Here is a 15,668-nt window from a genome sequence, read left to right on the forward strand (position 1 = left end):
TAAATTCAGCGTCAAAGGCTGCGTCTGCTGCTTCTATCTGCGCTTGGATTTTGGCTTCAATGCCATCTTGTTGCTTAATCTGCTTGGTAATCGTACCCTCGTAAGAATACTGCGTATCATTTCCAGCTTTACTATCTGCGCTGATACGACCTCTTAGACCACCTTTGAAAGTAAAGCTCTGACTTAAGACAGGAACTTTAAAGGTTTCTTTCTTGTTGGTCTGAATGGTTACCCACTGCCCAACCTCAAGCAGTAAATGCCCTTGGTAGTTGAGATTATACGGATAGTAAGTCAGGTTTTTCAGCTTGTAATACAGGTCATTTAAAGCGCTCTGGGTCATGAAGACATTGTCTAGTTCCAAAGACCGACCTGTCTTCATACCAACCGTAAGAGGCTTCTTATCTGTCTTACAAGTAATACCAGCTATCTGATACTCAATCTCACTCTTGGTTAAACCATGTAGGAAGTAACTGTCTGCGTTTATCGTGATATTTGACTCAGTTAAATCACGGATTTCCATCTTCCCTTCTCGGTTGAAGAAACAAGACATCCCTATCATCTGAGTCATAGCGCTCAGCATATCCCTAAATGAAAGTTTCTTTCCTTCAGGAACTTGCTCGACATGGTAACGCATCGCGCTGATTCCGAAATAGTCATTCGCTAACTCAATGCCTGTTTTCAGGCAGATTTCCTGAATAACCTCTCGTACTTCAGCTGGGAAATGCAAATCTGTCACATACTCACGATTGAGCTTAAACATACCATCCATAAGTTCAAGTGTGGTTGTGTTGCGGTTTCGGTCAATCTCAATATCGTTGATGAAGTATTCCCCCATCTTGACCCACTGGTAGGTATCCCCAACCAGTAGACCAATCTCAGGGTGCAGGGTATCCAGCTTATTGAACGTGGTAATGATACTGGTAAAGGTAATTTTACCGCTACCAGCGCAGGTTCCACCAGGCTTATAAGTATCGCCCTTGATGTAGCCATACTCAAAACTAGCCTCTTTGATATCCCGTGAAGTATAATCACCAACACGAATAGCCAGCGTCCTTTCCTTGGCAAACATGGCTCTGTCAAATTGTCGTCTAGTTAAAGCGTCCATTTTCTTACCTCTCTACCAGATTAAATTTAGCGCCAGACCAAGGTTTAAACTTCTCAGTAAAGCTATAGCTAGGAGCTGTCCTATCACCGACGTAGAAAGTCTTTGTGACTTGGCCATCCATGGGGTCTGGATAAGACACCTCAAAAAATTCAGATGATACAGCATGTAAAAGCTGACTTAATTCTCCCTGAGTCATCATACCCCATTCACAGTCTAGTTTGCGTTTGGTCGTGATACGGTCACGCACCATGTCGCCATTGGCATTACGCCCTGTCTCTCCATCGATATCTTGAATACCGACTTGAAAAGATTTGGGAGGCTTCACAGCCACCCCATTGATTGTCAATTGTGCCATTTAACCTCCTAAATCTTGAGCAAGGTTTGACCTGCTCGTTCATGTTCCTTGTTAATTTCTTGGATGGCTACCCGTCCGAACTCATGGCCTGCGATTTGGATAACGATGTCGCCAGCCGGTAATGAATAACCTGTAGGTACATTATTAGCAGGCATTCTTTCAGCCAGTTTTTGAGCCAAGATAGAAATCCATCCTGTATTCCGTTCAAGAGGCATTACCGCTTCTTGACCAGCTTCTCCGACCCCAATGATGCTAGGAGAGTTGAATACACCGCCTCGTGCATACCAATCTACAGAGAATGATGGAATTCTAGGAGGCATCAAGCTGAAGCTACCAGATATATTAAAGTGAGGGAGTTTGATTTTTGGTAAGCTCCAATCAAAGTTAAAGAAGCTTTTTAGTTTATCGATACCACTTTTAACGATGTTTTTAGCATTATCCATTGCATCATTAAACAGATTCTTGAACCAGTTGGGGATTTCTTTCAAGGCATCTTGCATATTTTTCCATCTATCACCAAACCAAGAACCGATTTTTTGGAAAGGATTCTGAGTTTTCTTTTTTGCACTCTCAAATTTCTCGCCAAACCATGTATCAGCTTCTTTTACTCCATCTTTGATATCTTTCCATCTATCACCAAACCAAGAGCCAACTTTTTCAAAAGCTGAGTTCACTTTACCCCTACCGGACTTGAATTTATCACCTAACCAAGTGTTTGCTTCGGCAAGCGCATCTTTAGATTCGTTCCAACGGTCACCAAACCAAGAGCCCAACTTGCTAAATGTATTGCTTATTGCATCCCATCCTTGCTGGAACTTCTCGCCAAACCATTGACCTATTGGCTCAAAGATTTCTTGTAGCTTCGTCCATAGACCGCTGAAAAATTCGCCAATCGCTTGACAAATACCACTGATAAAATCACATAGTCCTTGCCATGCTGTTTTAGCAAACTCAACAACAGTGTCCCAATTTTGGTAGAGCAAGACACCAATAGCAATTAAGGCTGCGATTGCTGCAATAACTAAGGTTATTGGACTTGTCAAAACTGCTAACGCTGCATTAAAAGCCCATGTTGCAGCTGCTGCAACTCCTGCTGCAACTGATTGAGCGATTTCTGCGGCTGCTGCAAGCCCCATTTGTGCTGCATGAACACCCCACGCTAGTGCTGATTTACCAAGTTCTAGAGCAGTTTTTCCTAGCTCTACAATCAATTTACCTGAATTGACCACAAAGTCTTTCGCATATAAGGTATTCAAATACACGCTTTCTGCAAAATCTTTTATCTTATCAACTGTTAATCCTTTTACCGCACTAACTAAATCAGTGAAAGCTCCACTTAATTTACCAATTCCTGCTGCAAGACCACCAGCCTGCTCAGCCCAAGACATGAATTTAATACCTTCCCAAGCTGTCGATACCAGACCGATTGCAGTGGCCATGGCTGAAACTATCTCTCGGTTATCCTTGCACCAATCGGAAAAAGCAACGAAAGCATCGCTAACGACTTTTACTGTATCAGCTAGAATTTTTAAAGCCTCTAAAATAGCTCCGCCTAGCACATCGGCAACTTCACCAATGCTGATACCGAATGTATCGGCTAAGAACTCAGCAAAAGGTTGCATATTATCTTCCCAGACTTGTTTGAGAACATCAACCAGTCCTCCAAAAGCTTGACTTAAAGAATCAATAGCTGGACCGATATGATTGTTATAGACATCTTCAAATCCATCAGAGAATCTTTGAAGTGCTGGAGTAACATTGTTGTCAAAACTGTCTAAAAAGACTGATACAATTTGAGAAATACCGCTAGAAAGAGTTGTTATAAATGGGCTAACATGCTCATCATACACACGGCTAAACGCATCTCCAAAACGGTTCACTGCTTTCTCTATTGTTTCGAATACTGGAGCAATCGCATCTAAAGCTCCCTGTAAGGAACTTGATAATTTCGGAGCGTTATCTGTCACAATGCGTTCTAAGCCCTTGAATAAATCACCACCAAGTTTGCTTCCAATCTCAACAGCTTTTGAACTCAAACTCAAAAATGTTGACACAATAGCACTACCTATACGAACCGCACCAGTTGAAGTAATGACGTCGTAGAAAGCACTAGAAAAGGCCTGAGCGATGTTTCCTACTGCCTCTGCAATGTTACCAATATTATCAAACAAAGCGACTAGCGCTCTGGTAATGCGTTCTTTTTGCCTTCCAAGACCATTTGCAATACTTTCGGCAAGGAAAACACCGATACCTAGACCGATAGTAGCTATTGAGCCTGTCACTTGCCCTAAAGCATAAGCGATTTTCTCAACCATTCGGTTAAAGGCATTCACAACTCTTTGATCAGTAGCGATTTCTCCCATTGTCTTAGCTATTTGGTCTAAGGCGGTCTTAATGCGTTCAATACCTTCTGGTCTAAATGCTGCATCAAAACCTTTCTTGAAGAGGTCAAACAACCCTTTGAGCTTATCTCCAAGTCCATCAAAAATGCTCTTGAACTGGTTGTCCATGTCGGTCAACTCGACTTCTGGCAAGATGTCTTTGAAAGGTCCGCCACCGCCTCCCTTTCCTTTACCACCTTTGCCACCGCCAGAACCGCCTGCATCATCGTCTTTTGGTTTTTGTAAGATGTTAATCTCATCAAATCCCAAAAGACCTAGCAACTCTTTAGCGGCCTTCTTAGCGTTTTTGGCTGAGTCTCCAAGATTATCAGCAAGTCCTCCTGCTGAATCTCCAGCGTCGTCTACTGCATCAGCAAGATCTCCTGCACCTCCTGCAGCATCCTTCATGGCGTTACCCATGTCTCCAACCGCTCCACCAACACCATCTTTCACTGTTGCTTTCTTGTTGAACATCAAAGCGATAAACTCCGCAAGTTTAGCCGTCACGTTCTTCAATACCATGGCAAAAGAGTTCAAGACAGGCATAATGGCATTGATAATCGGCAACATAGAGTTACCAAGGTTCAATGCTGCGTCCTTCATCAGCGACTTAAACAGGCTGATACGACCATTTACAGAATTAGACAAGGTATTCCCATACTTGGCTGTAGCCTGTTCCAGAATAGCCATAAGGCGGATTTGTTGCTGGGTTTGGTAGTCTAATTGTTGCCAGCTCTGTCCGTTTGCGAACTTCTTAAAGGCTTCAGTGGACTCAATCATAGCCACATTGACGTTGATTCCTAGGTCTTCTCAATAATGTTATCGCATGGCTTTTTATCCATACTTCTTACAATTTCTTGTAAGTTCGGCATATATTTTCACCTACAACCGAATTGTCTAGGTGCTCACCACTCGTGGGGATATTTTATTCTATACTTTTTGACAAAACAAAAAGCACAGGTTCAATCCCTATGCTCTACGGTGACCAAGCCTTTTTAATTGCTTAGTTTACCTCGGTATCGTCATGTTTTAATTACTTAAAATTTAGAGTTTTACCGATTTTGGTAAGTTCTTAATCCGCCTATTTCTAAGCGGTGCGACAAAAGTCTATCGCTTCCGTATTCCCTAGCAAACCTGAGCGAATCCGCTCCATAACGTCTGTAATCGTGCGCCCAGAACCTTCAGCAACAACTGCCGACGTCTGCAACATCTTAGCAGTATAAGCGCTTAGCTTGTTGGTGTCTTTGATAAATCCAGAAAATAAGTTTGAGTAGACTGCACCATAGTTAGTAGCCTCGCCCACACCCATATTCATGGCATTAGCGTTATCGTTAACCCATTTTAAGAAAGATTGCGAACTCTCACCCATCTGGCGCTTAATTTGGTTCATAGCCGCTGATACTTCAAGAGCTGTCTGCGTTGAATACATCCCAACATCAAGCAATTTCTTACCAAGGATTGCAAAACCAGCAAACTTAGCCAGCTTGCCAAACGCGCTACCGATTGAGCTCGACTGTTCACGAATTTTGGCAGTGGCATTCTTCACTTGGTCAGATGTTCCTTTGACCTGATTCTCGACTTCTTTCATCTTCTTCCTGAAAGGCGCTATCTCAGCGTCAATCATGACCTTCAATTCGTCAAGAGTTGCCATTCATTTCCTCCTTCCTTTTTCGATTATGTCTATCTGCAAAATCACGCATCCGTTCCTTATGCAACAAAAGCGCTTGTCTTTGTCGTTCTTGTTCTACCGCTTGTTTCTCTTCTACAAACAACTCAGGCGCATATTCCCAGAACTCAAAGACCTTGGCATCTTTGGATAACAATAAAGAAACGTGATTGGAAATCATCTGCGAAAGTCTGTACGAGTCAATAATCTTCTCTTTACGCTCTTGGATTTTGACACGGTTGTAGCTTTCAATCATTTCCCTGATTTCAAGCACCGTTAAATCCCAAAAATCAAGAGGCTTACCCCCGATGTCCAAAAACATAGGATAAAGCCTCTCAATAATCTGCGTTACCGTTAAGATTACTCGACTACTGTCATTTTCTTCTTGGAAGTTTTCTTGCCCTTGCTTCCTCGTGGAGTAAAACCCGACACTTCAAAGAGTGGCATTAAAACCTCTGTCATGAAGGTTGTTTGGTCTCCACCATTATCCACGTATTCATCGTATAGATCGTAGACATCCTCAAGAGAATACCCATTCTCATACTTTTGCAAAGCTCCATGAATCAAGAGCAATACAACTTTTAAAGGAGGCAAAGGAAACTCTTCGCCAGCTTCAGGCATGAAGATTTTCAGTAAGTTCATACCGATTTTTTCTTCAACTTTTGCTGCTTGATGAGATGAAAGTCGTAGTTTTAACTCTTTCTCATCGCTAATCTTCCAAATTGAGTAAGGTAACGCCATTTAATTAACCTCCAAGACCGTCTGTAAATTCCAATTCTGACTGCAATGCAATCTTAAGTGTGAACTCGATAACGGCATTGACACCGCCACCGCCCAGTTTAACAGATACTTGGCCTTCAAAATTGACCTTAGTACCGTCTGGATAAGCTTGTTCAAAGTAGAGTTTCTTCTTGTCGTCTGCTGCCTTACGCAATACACGGTAAGGAGCAGTTTCGCTTGAATTGTTATAAGAGAACTTGTACTCCAATTCCCCTGCATCACCAATACCAAATTCGTACTTCTTAACTTTATCTTCAAGAGTAGTGTTCTCTACTTTTTCAGGTTCGATACCAAACTCTGGTACTTCTTTCAATCCAACAAGCTTAGTATAGCTACCTTTGGTTTCGCTATAAGAAAGCGTAATTCCGTTTGCTAACATGTTTAATTCTCCATTCTAAATTGAAAAACAAGCTCTGAGTGTAAGTCAACAACCCCTTCAAAACGCATGACCTTATGTCTCAAATGGGACGGGTCTGGCACGTCTTGGCAGTCGGTTCTTCGTAAACCTAAAGACTCAAAAATCTGATTGATTTTAACAGCTAACTCACTAGTGCTTGTATCATCAAAGATATCCACCTTGTAGCGGATAGAGGATTTTTGTTCCTGGTCATCAAACCAATCACCCGGCTTGTTTTGTTCTTCCAAAAAAATAACGACTGGAAAAGTCTCCCAATCGCTAGGATACGTATCAGTCACATTATCTGCAACCTTTTGCAATTCTTTATAAATAACAGGCTTGATATTAATCATTATATTTGTTCTCTTATCTTTCTACGGACATAATCCGAAATATTCTTAGACACACGCTCTTGATTGTCTCTCAAAGCTGGATAAAGATAAGGCTGAGCAGGTTGACCATACATCTTGTAGAACTCCCCAATCTTTTGAAAGTGGTAAGGCCCTACATTGATTTGGTCTTCATGCACATACCACGGACTAGAGCGATAAGTCACGCTGACTTCTGGAGAGATACCAGAATGGCTAGCCTGACCCTTGGGTCCTGTTCCAAACTCAACATAAGGAGCATAGTGTAGATTTGTGTAAACCTCACCTATAGCCTTATCTCCGTCCATTTTAACCCTAGTCTTGATACTGTTTCTAAGTTCTCCATTGTTGCCTGGTGCTAGTCTTTTAGCATCAGCTTGGACAACCTTTATAGCAGCATTGTGTACCGCACGTAAGACGATATCCTCGCCAGTTTTTTTACTAGCCAATCGTCTACATTTAGCTATGAGCCTATCTGCCCCTCGTAGCTCTGACACGCTCTAACTCCAAAACTTGATGATATGTGTAGACCTTTTTAGAGATAACCCTGTGAGTCACTTCCGTCGGGCTATCGATACACACACCATCTTTCACTTTGATAGTAGCTGACTTGTTGGCATTTGCGTTCAAAATATCATTGACACGCTCACCATACATCTCAGATTGTAGCTTACTGCTAGCTGGCCACAACTCAAGGTGGACTGTCTCAGCTTCCTTGGCATATCCTTCTTTTACGACGCCTTCCTCTGTGACAGTCTTTTCAAACCGTCGCATTGGATAAGGTTTCAGTCTACTCTGCTTCAAAAACATGACCTGCCACCCTTGCTAATCTGTGCATGCGTATACGCTGTAAAAGACCCGTAGACAGGCCGTTTTCTCCGTAGACTACTGCTATACCACCCTCGGTTCTGGAATGCTCTCCTTCCGCTCCTGAGCGGTTGTGGAGTTCGATAGCAACCTCAGGTATTAAGCGACTTAAAGCAGGTGTCAAAGATGTGCGATTCGTCTCTGACAAGATAAGATTTGTAGCCCTCGTTTGGAGCAACATGAGAAGCTGAGTATCTTCTTCGCCTGTCATTTTCTTCAGCAACTCTATAGACATATCAATCCTCTTCTAAAAACTCAGGCTCAGGGAGAATTTCCTCAAGAACGTCTGAGATAGCGACACCATTGCTGGCGAAATTATCTGCCAGCTCGGCATAGCGCTCCTCAGTAATCTCAAGTTCCTCTCCTGCCAGTCGTTTCACATTTAATTCCCAGTCATAGAAATCTTGTTTGATTTTAAATTTCACTTTTTAAATCCTCCAACACCTCTACAATTTCAGCTTTTGATAACTTATAGGCACCAGTTATGCCAGCTTCTTTAGCTAGATTCTTCAACTCTTCTAAAGTCTTATTTTCTAAATCAGAATACTGGCCAGCTTGCTCCTCTTGGATATAATGACGTCGTAGCAATAAGCTCATATCATCACCTCTTACTCACCGAATTTTACAACTCGTGTAGGGTCGTATAGGTAAACACCATAGTGTTTGTCACCAGTGATAACCGTTGTCTTTTTAAGGATGTCACGGTCTGTTTCGATAGCCACATCACGTTTTAGCATGATAACAAACGCACCATATTTATTGGCATCATCTGTCTGAGTCTGGCTAGGAGACACTTTGACAAGGAAACCTTTACCTTCTTCAACTTTTTTAGAGCGGACGATTTGCACACCAGCAACTTCACCAAAGGTCCCAGAAACAACCATATTTGCTCCAAGCTCTGAACCTTTAGTCCATTCTTTTGCTACGTCAGTTTTTAGCTTAGTAGCATCTTTAGGGTTGATGATAGCAACATACTGTGCATCTTCTTCATCCTCAAAAATATCAAGAGCCTTATCAATTGCCTCAAGAGTTGTTGGAGTTTCTGCAACGTGCTGTGTTGCAGTCTTAGCCACCGCTACCAAATCATCATCAATCTTGTTAGCAATAGCCAAACCAAGCTGGTAAGTGGCTTGACCTAGTGGGTCACCAAGACCTGACAAAAGAGCTTCATCGGTAATTTCATAACCTTTAGCAGCCTTTTTGATGGTCATAGTAGTCTTTTTAGTAGTCAATTTGTCTGGAGAAATAGCTTGACCTTCTCCAACCTCAGTCGCATCTCCTGCGTACTCCCATGCTGGAACTGTTAGAGTGTTCCCTGGTTGTCCTTGGAGTGCTGTTTCCACATAAGCAAGTGGAGTAAATTTAATCAATTTAGGTAGTTTAGCGGAAACCATGTCCGCCATCACTTCTGGGTTAACCATAGTGGCTAGTTTAGTTTGTCCTGCTGTCATTTATTTTAACCTTTCAATTTCTTATAGAGTTCTGGGTTCTTTTGATAGAGTTCATTTCGACTCTGATAACCCATGCGAGCAAATTCTTCTTTTGTGATACCGTCACTATCGACTGGTGCTTGCTTCATTGGAGCTCCGCCTTTTAGCTTTTCTTGTACGCCTTTTTGCACGGCTTGTTCCCATGATTTCTGTAATACAGCGACAGACTGCGATACCGTCTCTGCGCTTGTCAAATCAACTACATTCACTAACTCAACAGGTAAGTCACGTTCACTTAGCATTGCTTTAGCCTCTGCGGTCAATTCCTTACGAGCAATAGCCTTTTCACGGTCAGCCAATTCTTGCTCACGCTGATCCAACTGATATTTCTGTTTCTCGTCAGCGTTCATCTTAGCAAGCTTCTTAGCTTCGTTTTCCTTGGCTTCTTGCTCTGATTTCCACTTGGCAAACTTCTTATCGATGATAGCGTCGACGTCTGCGTCCGTGTACTTCTTCTCGTCTTGCGGTTGTTGTGCAGGTTCTGCAGGTACCTTTTGTTCTTCAACCGTTTCGACTGTTTGTGTTTCTTCGTTCATTGCGAACCTCCTATTTTTAAAGTCGTCCCCGACTGTATAATTCCATAGCTTTTAATGTCTTCAATGCTTGGACAATTTAAAAACCGTACGGGATTCCATACGGTTAGAGCATAAGAAAACCGCCTCGATTTCGACGCGGTTAGGGGTTAATTAAATAAATAGTAGTCTAAAGGTTTCACGGCCTTTAGGTGTAATCAGAGTCTGTGTGCCAGACCATTGTGTTTTTTCGTTGAGTGTTTCCTTGACCTCAAACAAACCATCATTTTTATTGGCTGTCGGTTGGAGCTTACCTTTCTTATCTCGGTAGATGTATTTTTTCTCCATCAAGAAGTCAATAAACTTACGTTCTTTAATTTTTAATTGTTTTGCTGTTTCTCGGAAGCTGGTCAGTAAGTTTCTATCTACCAGTTCATCGAAATAGTCTGCTTTCGGCTTCATTATGGTATTTTCAACGGAAAGTACAGCTTTTTCAGCTTCCAAGTTTTTAATGACTGCTTCTTTTTCTTTCAGTTGATTACCAGCCATAAGGAGCAAGTCTGCTAAGGCTTGTTTGTTGTGCGTGATATTATAGGCCACTTGGTCGGTCATATAAGCGCCATGCTTACGAATAGAGGGCAGAACCTCGCTAGTGACCCAATCAGCAAATTTCTCTGCTTCTGGTTTGCGAGATTGAAAAACAAGTTTATAGAAATTCGCTTCGTTGATGAAGTTGGCTTGTTGGACTCCTCCATTTGTAAGGAGGTCGGTAGTAACGACCCCCTTTGAATTTAGCCTTTTTACTGCATCTTTACTGTTTTTTATATCCAAAATTTGACAACAATCTTTTAAGTTGAAATAAATTTCTTGATTAACTTCTGTCGTTCTTACTTCTCCGAATTGTTCATTTTTAAAAATTTGTAGTTCCATTTTTAGACCCCTTTAATATAATTATCAATAATGCTACGATGCTCATCTTTAAGACTATCCAGCCTGTACATGATAAGATTCAATACAGCGAATTGTGAGCTATGTTGAGCAATAAATTCATATAAGTCACACTGACTATCCCAATTTGGCTCTTTTGCTAGCCAATTGTGAATCAAGTCCATGCTCTCACGGATTTCTTCAACATAGTTCAGTAAATCTTCGTAACTGTCTAAAAGTTCAATTTTTGCCATTATAAAAACACTCCTTCGTGTATCTTGAAAAGAGCGTCTCAGCATGATATAATATTTCATGCAGAAACACTTCTGTGGTGATAGCTTAGAACCATCTGTTTGGCGGTAGGGGTTCTAGGCTATTTTTTTATTTCGTTGTAGACCTTTTCTAGTCCTAGCATTAAAATTTCCGTCTTCGTCTTTCCTGTTTGTTCAGCACAATACTCTAACATTGCTACTTCTTCATCAGTCATACGAAGTCTTGTATTATTTCTGCGAGGATTTTCACTTTTCGGTCTTCCGACTTTTGCTACCATGTCATCACCTCTTTTCTTGGTAACACAATTATTATATAACCGTGTCACCAAAAAGTCAAGAGGTTTTTTGAAAAAAATTAAAAATAAGAAAAGCACTTAGATTTCTCTAGGTGCTTTGGTACGTTATACTGCATAATCAAAACCGATTTTTAATTTAATAGCATCAAATAAATCTAAAACAGACTTAGGAGTGTTCTTCTTAAAAGATACACGAGGCATATCTTTGTCTGGATAAACTTGGTCAACCCATTCATCGATTTGATTATAAAAAATTAACAACTCTTTACTTGGTACAGCCATTACTTCCATTTCAATACCTCCTTCACTTTTTTCAACAACACTTTATCAGTTACGTTGTCACCTATTACCCCGATTTCTGCTACTAGTTCATTGATATTATTATGATACAAAAACGCATTATAAGCATTCAAACTAATATCTTTCAAATAGCTTCGGTCAAGAGATTGCTGTTGTTTGACATATGCAATTAGACCTGAATTTAATTCCATCATTGCTTGTTCAATACTATTATAGCGCTTTTTATTTGCTTTGTAAAACGCTTTTGCAGAATCCCAGTGTTGTTTATGCGTCAACTCATGAACTATTGCATCTTTAATGTCTTTTGCAGCAAAGAATCCGTCTGATAAAATATCTTTGAATTCTTTTTCTGAACTAAGAGCATCACTTATAAACAAAATATCCTGCTTATAGTCATATCCAGCTAGACCAGGCAGCTTTGATTTTTTTAAAAACACAACAGTTGGTTTTGAATAATCAGGCAATTGGCGGAAAGCTTCTTGAACGTTCGCCACTGTATCTCTAATTTTCTTACTATTGTTCTGAGTCCAAAAATCAAACTCGGTTCCGCTAAGTTTTTTGGTATTCACTCGAATATCATTCCCAACAACAAAAGACTGTTGTTTTGCCATTAAATCAATTGAACTCATACCCTGATTATACACCTTTTCCCCATCTTTCGCAACATACTTGCTATACCACTCTTTATAAGTCATATCAGCAGGTACTAGCTCGGTCTTACCTGTCTCTGGATTCCTTGCTCTGCGCTTCAACTTGCTGTAGTCTGCGTCCTCGTCGTATGCGACAGTAGTAGACCTACACCAAGGGTGCATAGGCGGACAATTGACGCCAGGGGTAGCCTTATCCCTATCATAGACCTTATTATCGTGCTCTTGGCAGATATGTGATGTACGCTTGTCTAAGACGGCTACAAAGATATACTTCTCTATGTCTGCTTCTTCATAGCTGAGTAGTTCCATTTGGTTATGAAAAAAGGCTGATTCTGTCCGAACCAAACGCCTCGCATCATTCTGACCGACATCGAATCGTTCAGCAATTGCTTGTGCCGTTTCTCGTGTTCCTCTTCCTGTCATGAGGCTCATGAGTAGTTCATCTTTTATGCTAGAAGTAAGCTTCCCCGTATTCTTCCAGATGTTTGTTGAGTAGGTACTTCCATCTCCTACCCAACTAAAAGACTGTAGATGTTTAATCTCGCTCTCAGGAAGCCCAGAAAAGCCATATGCCAGCCCTGTCTGCTGTTGCAGGTCAAAGGTAGCCTTGTAGTAACTATCCTTCATCAGGTCGCTATAGAAGGCGTCTGAGCCCGTCTTCTCTGAATGATAGATAGATTCACGCATACGATCTAAATCATCACTCAAACGCTCTAGGCGCTTCATACGAAAAGAATAAGCTGGGCTGTCTAAGTCAGCTAGTAATCTTTGGATGTTCGGGGCATTCGGTCTTGCTTCAAGTACTTTACGAAGTTCATTCAGATTTTTCTTGTCTTTCATGTTCTTCAAAACTTGTCTAGCGTCTACCTGACTTAGACCATAATCACGTTGGAACTTATCAAAAATCTTATTGACTTCCTTATCCAAGTAAGTCTTGGCTTCCTGATAGACCTTATCGAACTGGTCTGCCTGCTTTTCGGCCTTGTCCATCTGCTGGTAAATCAGATTGGCTTTCCTCTTCGCCCAATACTCCTGATTCTTCATCCTCTACCTCGTCTTCGGGTTTCGTGTTGTCTTTGTTGAACATCGACATGTCTTCCATGTTCTTCTTTTTCTCTTCTTCCAAGGCTTCCAGCTCAGCGTCAGGGTCTTCCACAAACGGCAAGAGAGAAATAAGCTGCCTATTGGTCACTTTACCTTCCAAATTGTTCACAATCTGAGAGATTTCCAGCAAGTTTTTGGGCAAACCACGGCTGAATTGTGGAACGATTGAATGAGACTCTAGTGCAATCTGTTTCATACCCAAGTAATGAGCAAAAATCGCAATACGCTGTCTTAATCCACGCTTGTAGTTCGCTTCCTTGGTCTTGGTAATCATCTCAAGGCCCATTAGCTTGAATTCCATAGCTCAATTTTGTTACCGTAGAGGCTCTTTATCCTCTACTTCTTACGGTTTCCCGTAAGTTCAGACTATCTCTTCACCCTTATCAGGGTGTCGGATTTCGTGGATATTTCTGCATATAAAAAAAACGATACTATGTACCGTTTCTCACTTAGCTTACTCTATCTAGTCGTTAAACCTTACTGATATTTCTACCAGCAGTGGTAATTGATTAGCTTCAGTAATATGTCACAAATCTCCCTTTTTCATCTCGAACAATTGTCTTACCAGACATGTCCACACCTTTTGAAAATTGTCTTAAATCGTATTTTTTATAATTCAATAAGATATCATCTATTGTTTCATCATTAACGATTATATCATCTCGTTTTATGGAACGATAATATCTGTAGACAAGAGTTGAAAAAGAAATGTTGTTTTCTTCAGATAATTTTTTTAGATAGTCTCTCAAGATATATCCCTTATACTTAACGTTATCAGAACGATTACGTTTATTTGTATGTTCAGGAACCCACCTACAATTACTTGGTGAGTAGTCTTTGTCATTATCTATCCTATCTAATTGCAAACCAAATTCTACTCCGTTTTGCATTGCCCAACTTCTGAACTTAGCTACATCACTAAATTCATCAGAAACACCTATTCCACGTTTCCCATACCATTTATAAGCCCAATGTTTTTCATCATAACACCTTGCTAACATAGAGTAATAAACTTGATTTAGATGTTTGTGCATTTTATCTTTTATCATTCATCTTCTCCTAGATTATTATACTCTTATTATACCATAACAGAATATAAATATCTAGGTTATTACTGTTTTGCGCCTTCCAATTTTAACCCGATTTATTACCTCAAAGTTACCTTTGAGGAGGGCAACTATTTCACCCCCGAAGTATTCCCTGCGAAATTCTCATCAGTCAAATTAGGCACATGGCTAAATGTGTAGATGTCCTCTTTAAGAGCTGTACGCAAGATTTCAGTAGCACTTTCGTCCAGCGTATTCTTCAAGAACTCAGCCCTTGCACTATCGCCCGGCAATTCCAAAAGACCTTCTTCAGAAAGAATCTTCATTGCTACCTTAGCGTCTTCTGGAGTGTCTGCTAACTGCGTGCCATACAAGACAAGTATAGACTCTACAGCCTGTTCCTTATCATTGACACGATTCCCCATCAAGGAATTATAAGCGTCTATCAAGCTAATTTGTTGCTCATAGTCACCAATTGCAAAGTGATTGTTGCGATATTCGATAATTGGGATTTGCCCAAGGTTGTGAGGGGTTACCTGCTCATTCTGAGTTGTTCCTGAATCTGTACTTCTCAGCACCATGTGATAGTGCAGATTTTCGGTAAAAACCTCAGCCTGGTACTTGGTAGTGTCTTTCGTATCGTCTTTTACTTCATAGTAATAGACCGCAAACAAAGGCTTCCGCTCAATACTATCATCGTAGACCATGAAAGTATTCTCCGGATCAATACTAGTTGAGTCCAACTCAGTCATACCCTCTTTAGCATAGATGTACTCGTAAGCACGACCATAGATAGCCATGTTCAAAGCATTCTGAGCATCTACTTGGTCAATCTCAGCACCATCAAAGGCTGTAAGTAGTTCATCGATATCACCGTCAGCAGTATTGTTATACTTGATAGGATTGCCCATAAAATAGCCCGTAGCCGTGTCTGCGATATCCTTGGCATGATTAGCTACCGTCTTGTAATTCGGTGCGTTCACGTTGCGTCTCGTGTGTTCTAAGATAGCATGCTCACCCAAATAGTAGCTTTTAAGCTTCTTCAAATGTGAGCTTTCAGTGTTATGTATCGTTATCAATTTGTAAATCAGGTCTTTCTTCAAAGAACCCTCATCGTATCCATCCCGTGGATAGGTTAAATATTGGTACATG

Annotated in this window: 19 protein-coding genes and 4 pseudogenes; all 23 read right to left on the bottom strand. The window is 40.9% G+C overall.

The genetic code is table 11. The features are described from left to right. Window positions 1-1,105: pseudogene (locus HT671_RS03005) on the bottom strand (tail fiber domain-containing protein); the annotation flags it as partial. A gap of 4 nt (window positions 1,106-1,109) precedes the next feature. Further along, window positions 1,110-1,460: a DUF6711 family protein gene (locus HT671_RS03010; RefSeq protein WP_000068027.1), complete on the bottom strand. Its 351-nt coding sequence runs from the start codon at window positions 1,458-1,460 to the stop codon at window positions 1,110-1,112. Between the two features lie 8 nt (window positions 1,461-1,468). Next, the gene (locus tag HT671_RS03015; protein ID WP_138703244.1) at window positions 1,469-3,631 is read right to left on the bottom strand and encodes a hypothetical protein; all 2,163 of its coding nucleotides are present in this window, start codon (window positions 3,629-3,631) and stop codon (window positions 1,469-1,471) included. A 1,315-nt stretch (window positions 3,632-4,946) separates the two neighbouring features. Further along, window positions 4,947-5,492: pseudogene (locus HT671_RS03020) on the bottom strand (hypothetical protein); the annotation flags it as partial. Then, window positions 5,479-5,829 carry a hypothetical protein gene (locus HT671_RS03025; RefSeq protein WP_054388421.1) on the bottom strand — a complete coding sequence of 117 codons (351 nt, stop codon included), beginning with the start codon at window positions 5,827-5,829 and terminating at the stop codon, window positions 5,479-5,481. The pseudogene HT671_RS03020 and the gene HT671_RS03025, both read right to left, overlap by 14 nt. Before the next feature lie 38 nt (window positions 5,830-5,867). Further along, on the bottom strand, window positions 5,868-6,248 hold the full coding sequence (locus tag HT671_RS03030; RefSeq protein ID WP_001207822.1) for a DUF6096 family protein: 381 nt from the start codon (window positions 6,246-6,248) through the stop codon (window positions 5,868-5,870). 4 nt (window positions 6,249-6,252) lie between these two features. Next, window positions 6,253-6,666, bottom strand: a complete 414-nt coding sequence (locus tag HT671_RS03035; protein WP_000880679.1) for a phage tail tube protein — start codon at window positions 6,664-6,666, stop codon at window positions 6,253-6,255. Between the two features lie 2 nt (window positions 6,667-6,668). Further along, complete coding sequence (locus HT671_RS03040; RefSeq protein ID WP_000608236.1) at window positions 6,669-7,037, bottom strand: hypothetical protein; 369 nt, start codon at window positions 7,035-7,037, stop codon at window positions 6,669-6,671. Next, the gene (locus tag HT671_RS03045; protein ID WP_138703242.1) at window positions 7,037-7,549 is read right to left on the bottom strand and encodes an HK97-gp10 family putative phage morphogenesis protein; all 513 of its coding nucleotides are present in this window, start codon (window positions 7,547-7,549) and stop codon (window positions 7,037-7,039) included. The genes HT671_RS03040 and HT671_RS03045 overlap by 1 nt, the downstream gene beginning before the upstream one ends. Beyond that, window positions 7,524-7,862, bottom strand: a complete 339-nt coding sequence (locus tag HT671_RS03050) for a hypothetical protein (protein WP_172923034.1) — start codon at window positions 7,860-7,862, stop codon at window positions 7,524-7,526. The genes HT671_RS03045 and HT671_RS03050 overlap by 26 nt, the downstream gene beginning before the upstream one ends. Continuing rightward, window positions 7,843-8,154, bottom strand: a complete 312-nt coding sequence (locus tag HT671_RS03055) for a phage head-tail connector protein (RefSeq protein ID WP_000021227.1) — start codon at window positions 8,152-8,154, stop codon at window positions 7,843-7,845. The genes HT671_RS03050 and HT671_RS03055 overlap by 20 nt, the downstream gene beginning before the upstream one ends. A 1-nt stretch (window position 8,155) precedes the next feature. Continuing rightward, complete coding sequence (locus HT671_RS03060) at window positions 8,156-8,344, bottom strand: hypothetical protein (RefSeq protein ID WP_000669344.1); 189 nt, start codon at window positions 8,342-8,344, stop codon at window positions 8,156-8,158. Further along, window positions 8,334-8,516 (bottom strand): Rho termination factor N-terminal domain-containing protein, encoded by a 183-nt coding sequence (locus HT671_RS03065; RefSeq protein ID WP_000054933.1) that lies wholly within the window; start codon window positions 8,514-8,516, stop codon window positions 8,334-8,336. Before HT671_RS03065 ends, HT671_RS03060 begins: the two co-directional genes overlap by 11 nt. 11 nt (window positions 8,517-8,527) lie before the next feature. Beyond that, window positions 8,528-9,370: a N4-gp56 family major capsid protein gene (locus tag HT671_RS03070; RefSeq protein ID WP_000123891.1), complete on the bottom strand. Its 843-nt coding sequence runs from the start codon at window positions 9,368-9,370 to the stop codon at window positions 8,528-8,530. Between the two features lie 5 nt (window positions 9,371-9,375). Further along, window positions 9,376-9,945, bottom strand: coding sequence for a DUF4355 domain-containing protein (locus HT671_RS03075; RefSeq protein WP_001001558.1), 570 nt, complete (start codon window positions 9,943-9,945; stop codon window positions 9,376-9,378). Window positions 9,946-10,095: 150 nt separating this feature from the next. Then, window positions 10,096-10,851: a phage antirepressor KilAC domain-containing protein gene (locus tag HT671_RS03080; protein ID WP_138703241.1), complete on the bottom strand. Its 756-nt coding sequence runs from the start codon at window positions 10,849-10,851 to the stop codon at window positions 10,096-10,098. Window positions 10,852-10,853: 2 nt separating this feature from the next. Continuing rightward, window positions 10,854-11,102 (bottom strand): hypothetical protein, encoded by a 249-nt coding sequence (locus HT671_RS03085; RefSeq protein WP_138703240.1) that lies wholly within the window; start codon window positions 11,100-11,102, stop codon window positions 10,854-10,856. Between the two features lie 119 nt (window positions 11,103-11,221). Then, the gene (locus HT671_RS03090; RefSeq protein ID WP_165847402.1) at window positions 11,222-11,398 is read right to left on the bottom strand and encodes a hypothetical protein; all 177 of its coding nucleotides are present in this window, start codon (window positions 11,396-11,398) and stop codon (window positions 11,222-11,224) included. 123 nt (window positions 11,399-11,521) lie between these two features. Beyond that, window positions 11,522-11,707 carry a hypothetical protein gene (locus HT671_RS03095; RefSeq protein ID WP_060955011.1) on the bottom strand — a complete coding sequence of 62 codons (186 nt, stop codon included), beginning with the start codon at window positions 11,705-11,707 and terminating at the stop codon, window positions 11,522-11,524. Then, window positions 11,698-13,410 carry a minor capsid protein gene (locus HT671_RS11555; RefSeq protein WP_240148723.1) on the bottom strand — a complete coding sequence of 571 codons (1,713 nt, stop codon included), beginning with the start codon at window positions 13,408-13,410 and terminating at the stop codon, window positions 11,698-11,700. The genes HT671_RS03095 and HT671_RS11555 overlap by 10 nt, the downstream gene beginning before the upstream one ends. Further along, window positions 13,319-13,774: pseudogene (locus tag HT671_RS03105) on the bottom strand (phage portal protein); the annotation flags it as partial. The pseudogene HT671_RS03105 and the gene HT671_RS11555, both read right to left, overlap by 92 nt. 211 nt (window positions 13,775-13,985) lie before the next feature. Then, window positions 13,986-14,519 carry a hypothetical protein gene (locus tag HT671_RS03110; protein ID WP_000588570.1) on the bottom strand — a complete coding sequence of 178 codons (534 nt, stop codon included), beginning with the start codon at window positions 14,517-14,519 and terminating at the stop codon, window positions 13,986-13,988. 134 nt (window positions 14,520-14,653) lie between these two features. Then, window positions 14,654-15,667, bottom strand: a pseudogene (locus tag HT671_RS03115) (phage portal protein); the annotation flags it as partial. Window position 15,668 lies beyond the last annotated feature (1 nt).

Origin of the sequence: Streptococcus sp. 2741 (genome assembly GCF_013276315.1) — a bacterium.
GTDB lineage: Bacteria > Bacillota > Bacilli > Lactobacillales > Streptococcaceae > Streptococcus > Streptococcus pseudopneumoniae.

What these genes read in the sequence shown, in the direction of transcription:
- HT671_RS03010 (WP_000068027.1), bottom strand. Translation starts at nt 1,460, where the DNA reads ATGGCACAATTGACAATCAATGGGGTGGCTGTGAAGCCTCCCAAATCT.
- HT671_RS03025 (WP_054388421.1), bottom strand. Translation starts at nt 5,829, where the DNA reads ATGTTTTTGGACATCGGGGGTAAGCCTCTTGATTTTTGGGATTTAACG.
- HT671_RS03030 (WP_001207822.1), bottom strand. Translation starts at nt 6,248, where the DNA reads ATGGCGTTACCTTACTCAATTTGGAAGATTAGCGATGAGAAAGAGTTA.
- HT671_RS03035 (WP_000880679.1), bottom strand. Translation starts at nt 6,666, where the DNA reads ATGTTAGCAAACGGAATTACGCTTTCTTATAGCGAAACCAAAGGTAGC.
- HT671_RS03040 (WP_000608236.1), bottom strand. Translation starts at nt 7,037, where the DNA reads ATGATTAATATCAAGCCTGTTATTTATAAAGAATTGCAAAAGGTTGCA.
- HT671_RS03050 (WP_172923034.1), bottom strand. Translation starts at nt 7,862, where the DNA reads ATGTTTTTGAAGCAGAGTAGACTGAAACCTTATCCAATGCGACGGTTT.
- HT671_RS03055 (WP_000021227.1), bottom strand. Translation starts at nt 8,154, where the DNA reads ATGTCTATAGAGTTGCTGAAGAAAATGACAGGCGAAGAAGATACTCAG.
- HT671_RS03065 (WP_000054933.1), bottom strand. Translation starts at nt 8,516, where the DNA reads ATGAGCTTATTGCTACGACGTCATTATATCCAAGAGGAGCAAGCTGGC.
- HT671_RS03070 (WP_000123891.1), bottom strand. Translation starts at nt 9,370, where the DNA reads ATGACAGCAGGACAAACTAAACTAGCCACTATGGTTAACCCAGAAGTG.
- HT671_RS03075 (WP_001001558.1), bottom strand. Translation starts at nt 9,945, where the DNA reads ATGAACGAAGAAACACAAACAGTCGAAACGGTTGAAGAACAAAAGGTA.
- HT671_RS03080 (WP_138703241.1), bottom strand. Translation starts at nt 10,851, where the DNA reads ATGGAACTACAAATTTTTAAAAATGAACAATTCGGAGAAGTAAGAACG.
- HT671_RS03085 (WP_138703240.1), bottom strand. Translation starts at nt 11,102, where the DNA reads ATGGCAAAAATTGAACTTTTAGACAGTTACGAAGATTTACTGAACTAT.
- HT671_RS03090 (WP_165847402.1), bottom strand. Translation starts at nt 11,398, where the DNA reads ATGGTAGCAAAAGTCGGAAGACCGAAAAGTGAAAATCCTCGCAGAAAT.
- HT671_RS03095 (WP_060955011.1), bottom strand. Translation starts at nt 11,707, where the DNA reads ATGGAAGTAATGGCTGTACCAAGTAAAGAGTTGTTAATTTTTTATAAT.
- HT671_RS11555 (WP_240148723.1), bottom strand. Translation starts at nt 13,410, where the DNA reads ATGAAGAATCAGGAGTATTGGGCGAAGAGGAAAGCCAATCTGATTTAC.
- HT671_RS03110 (WP_000588570.1), bottom strand. Translation starts at nt 14,519, where the DNA reads ATGATAAAAGATAAAATGCACAAACATCTAAATCAAGTTTATTACTCT.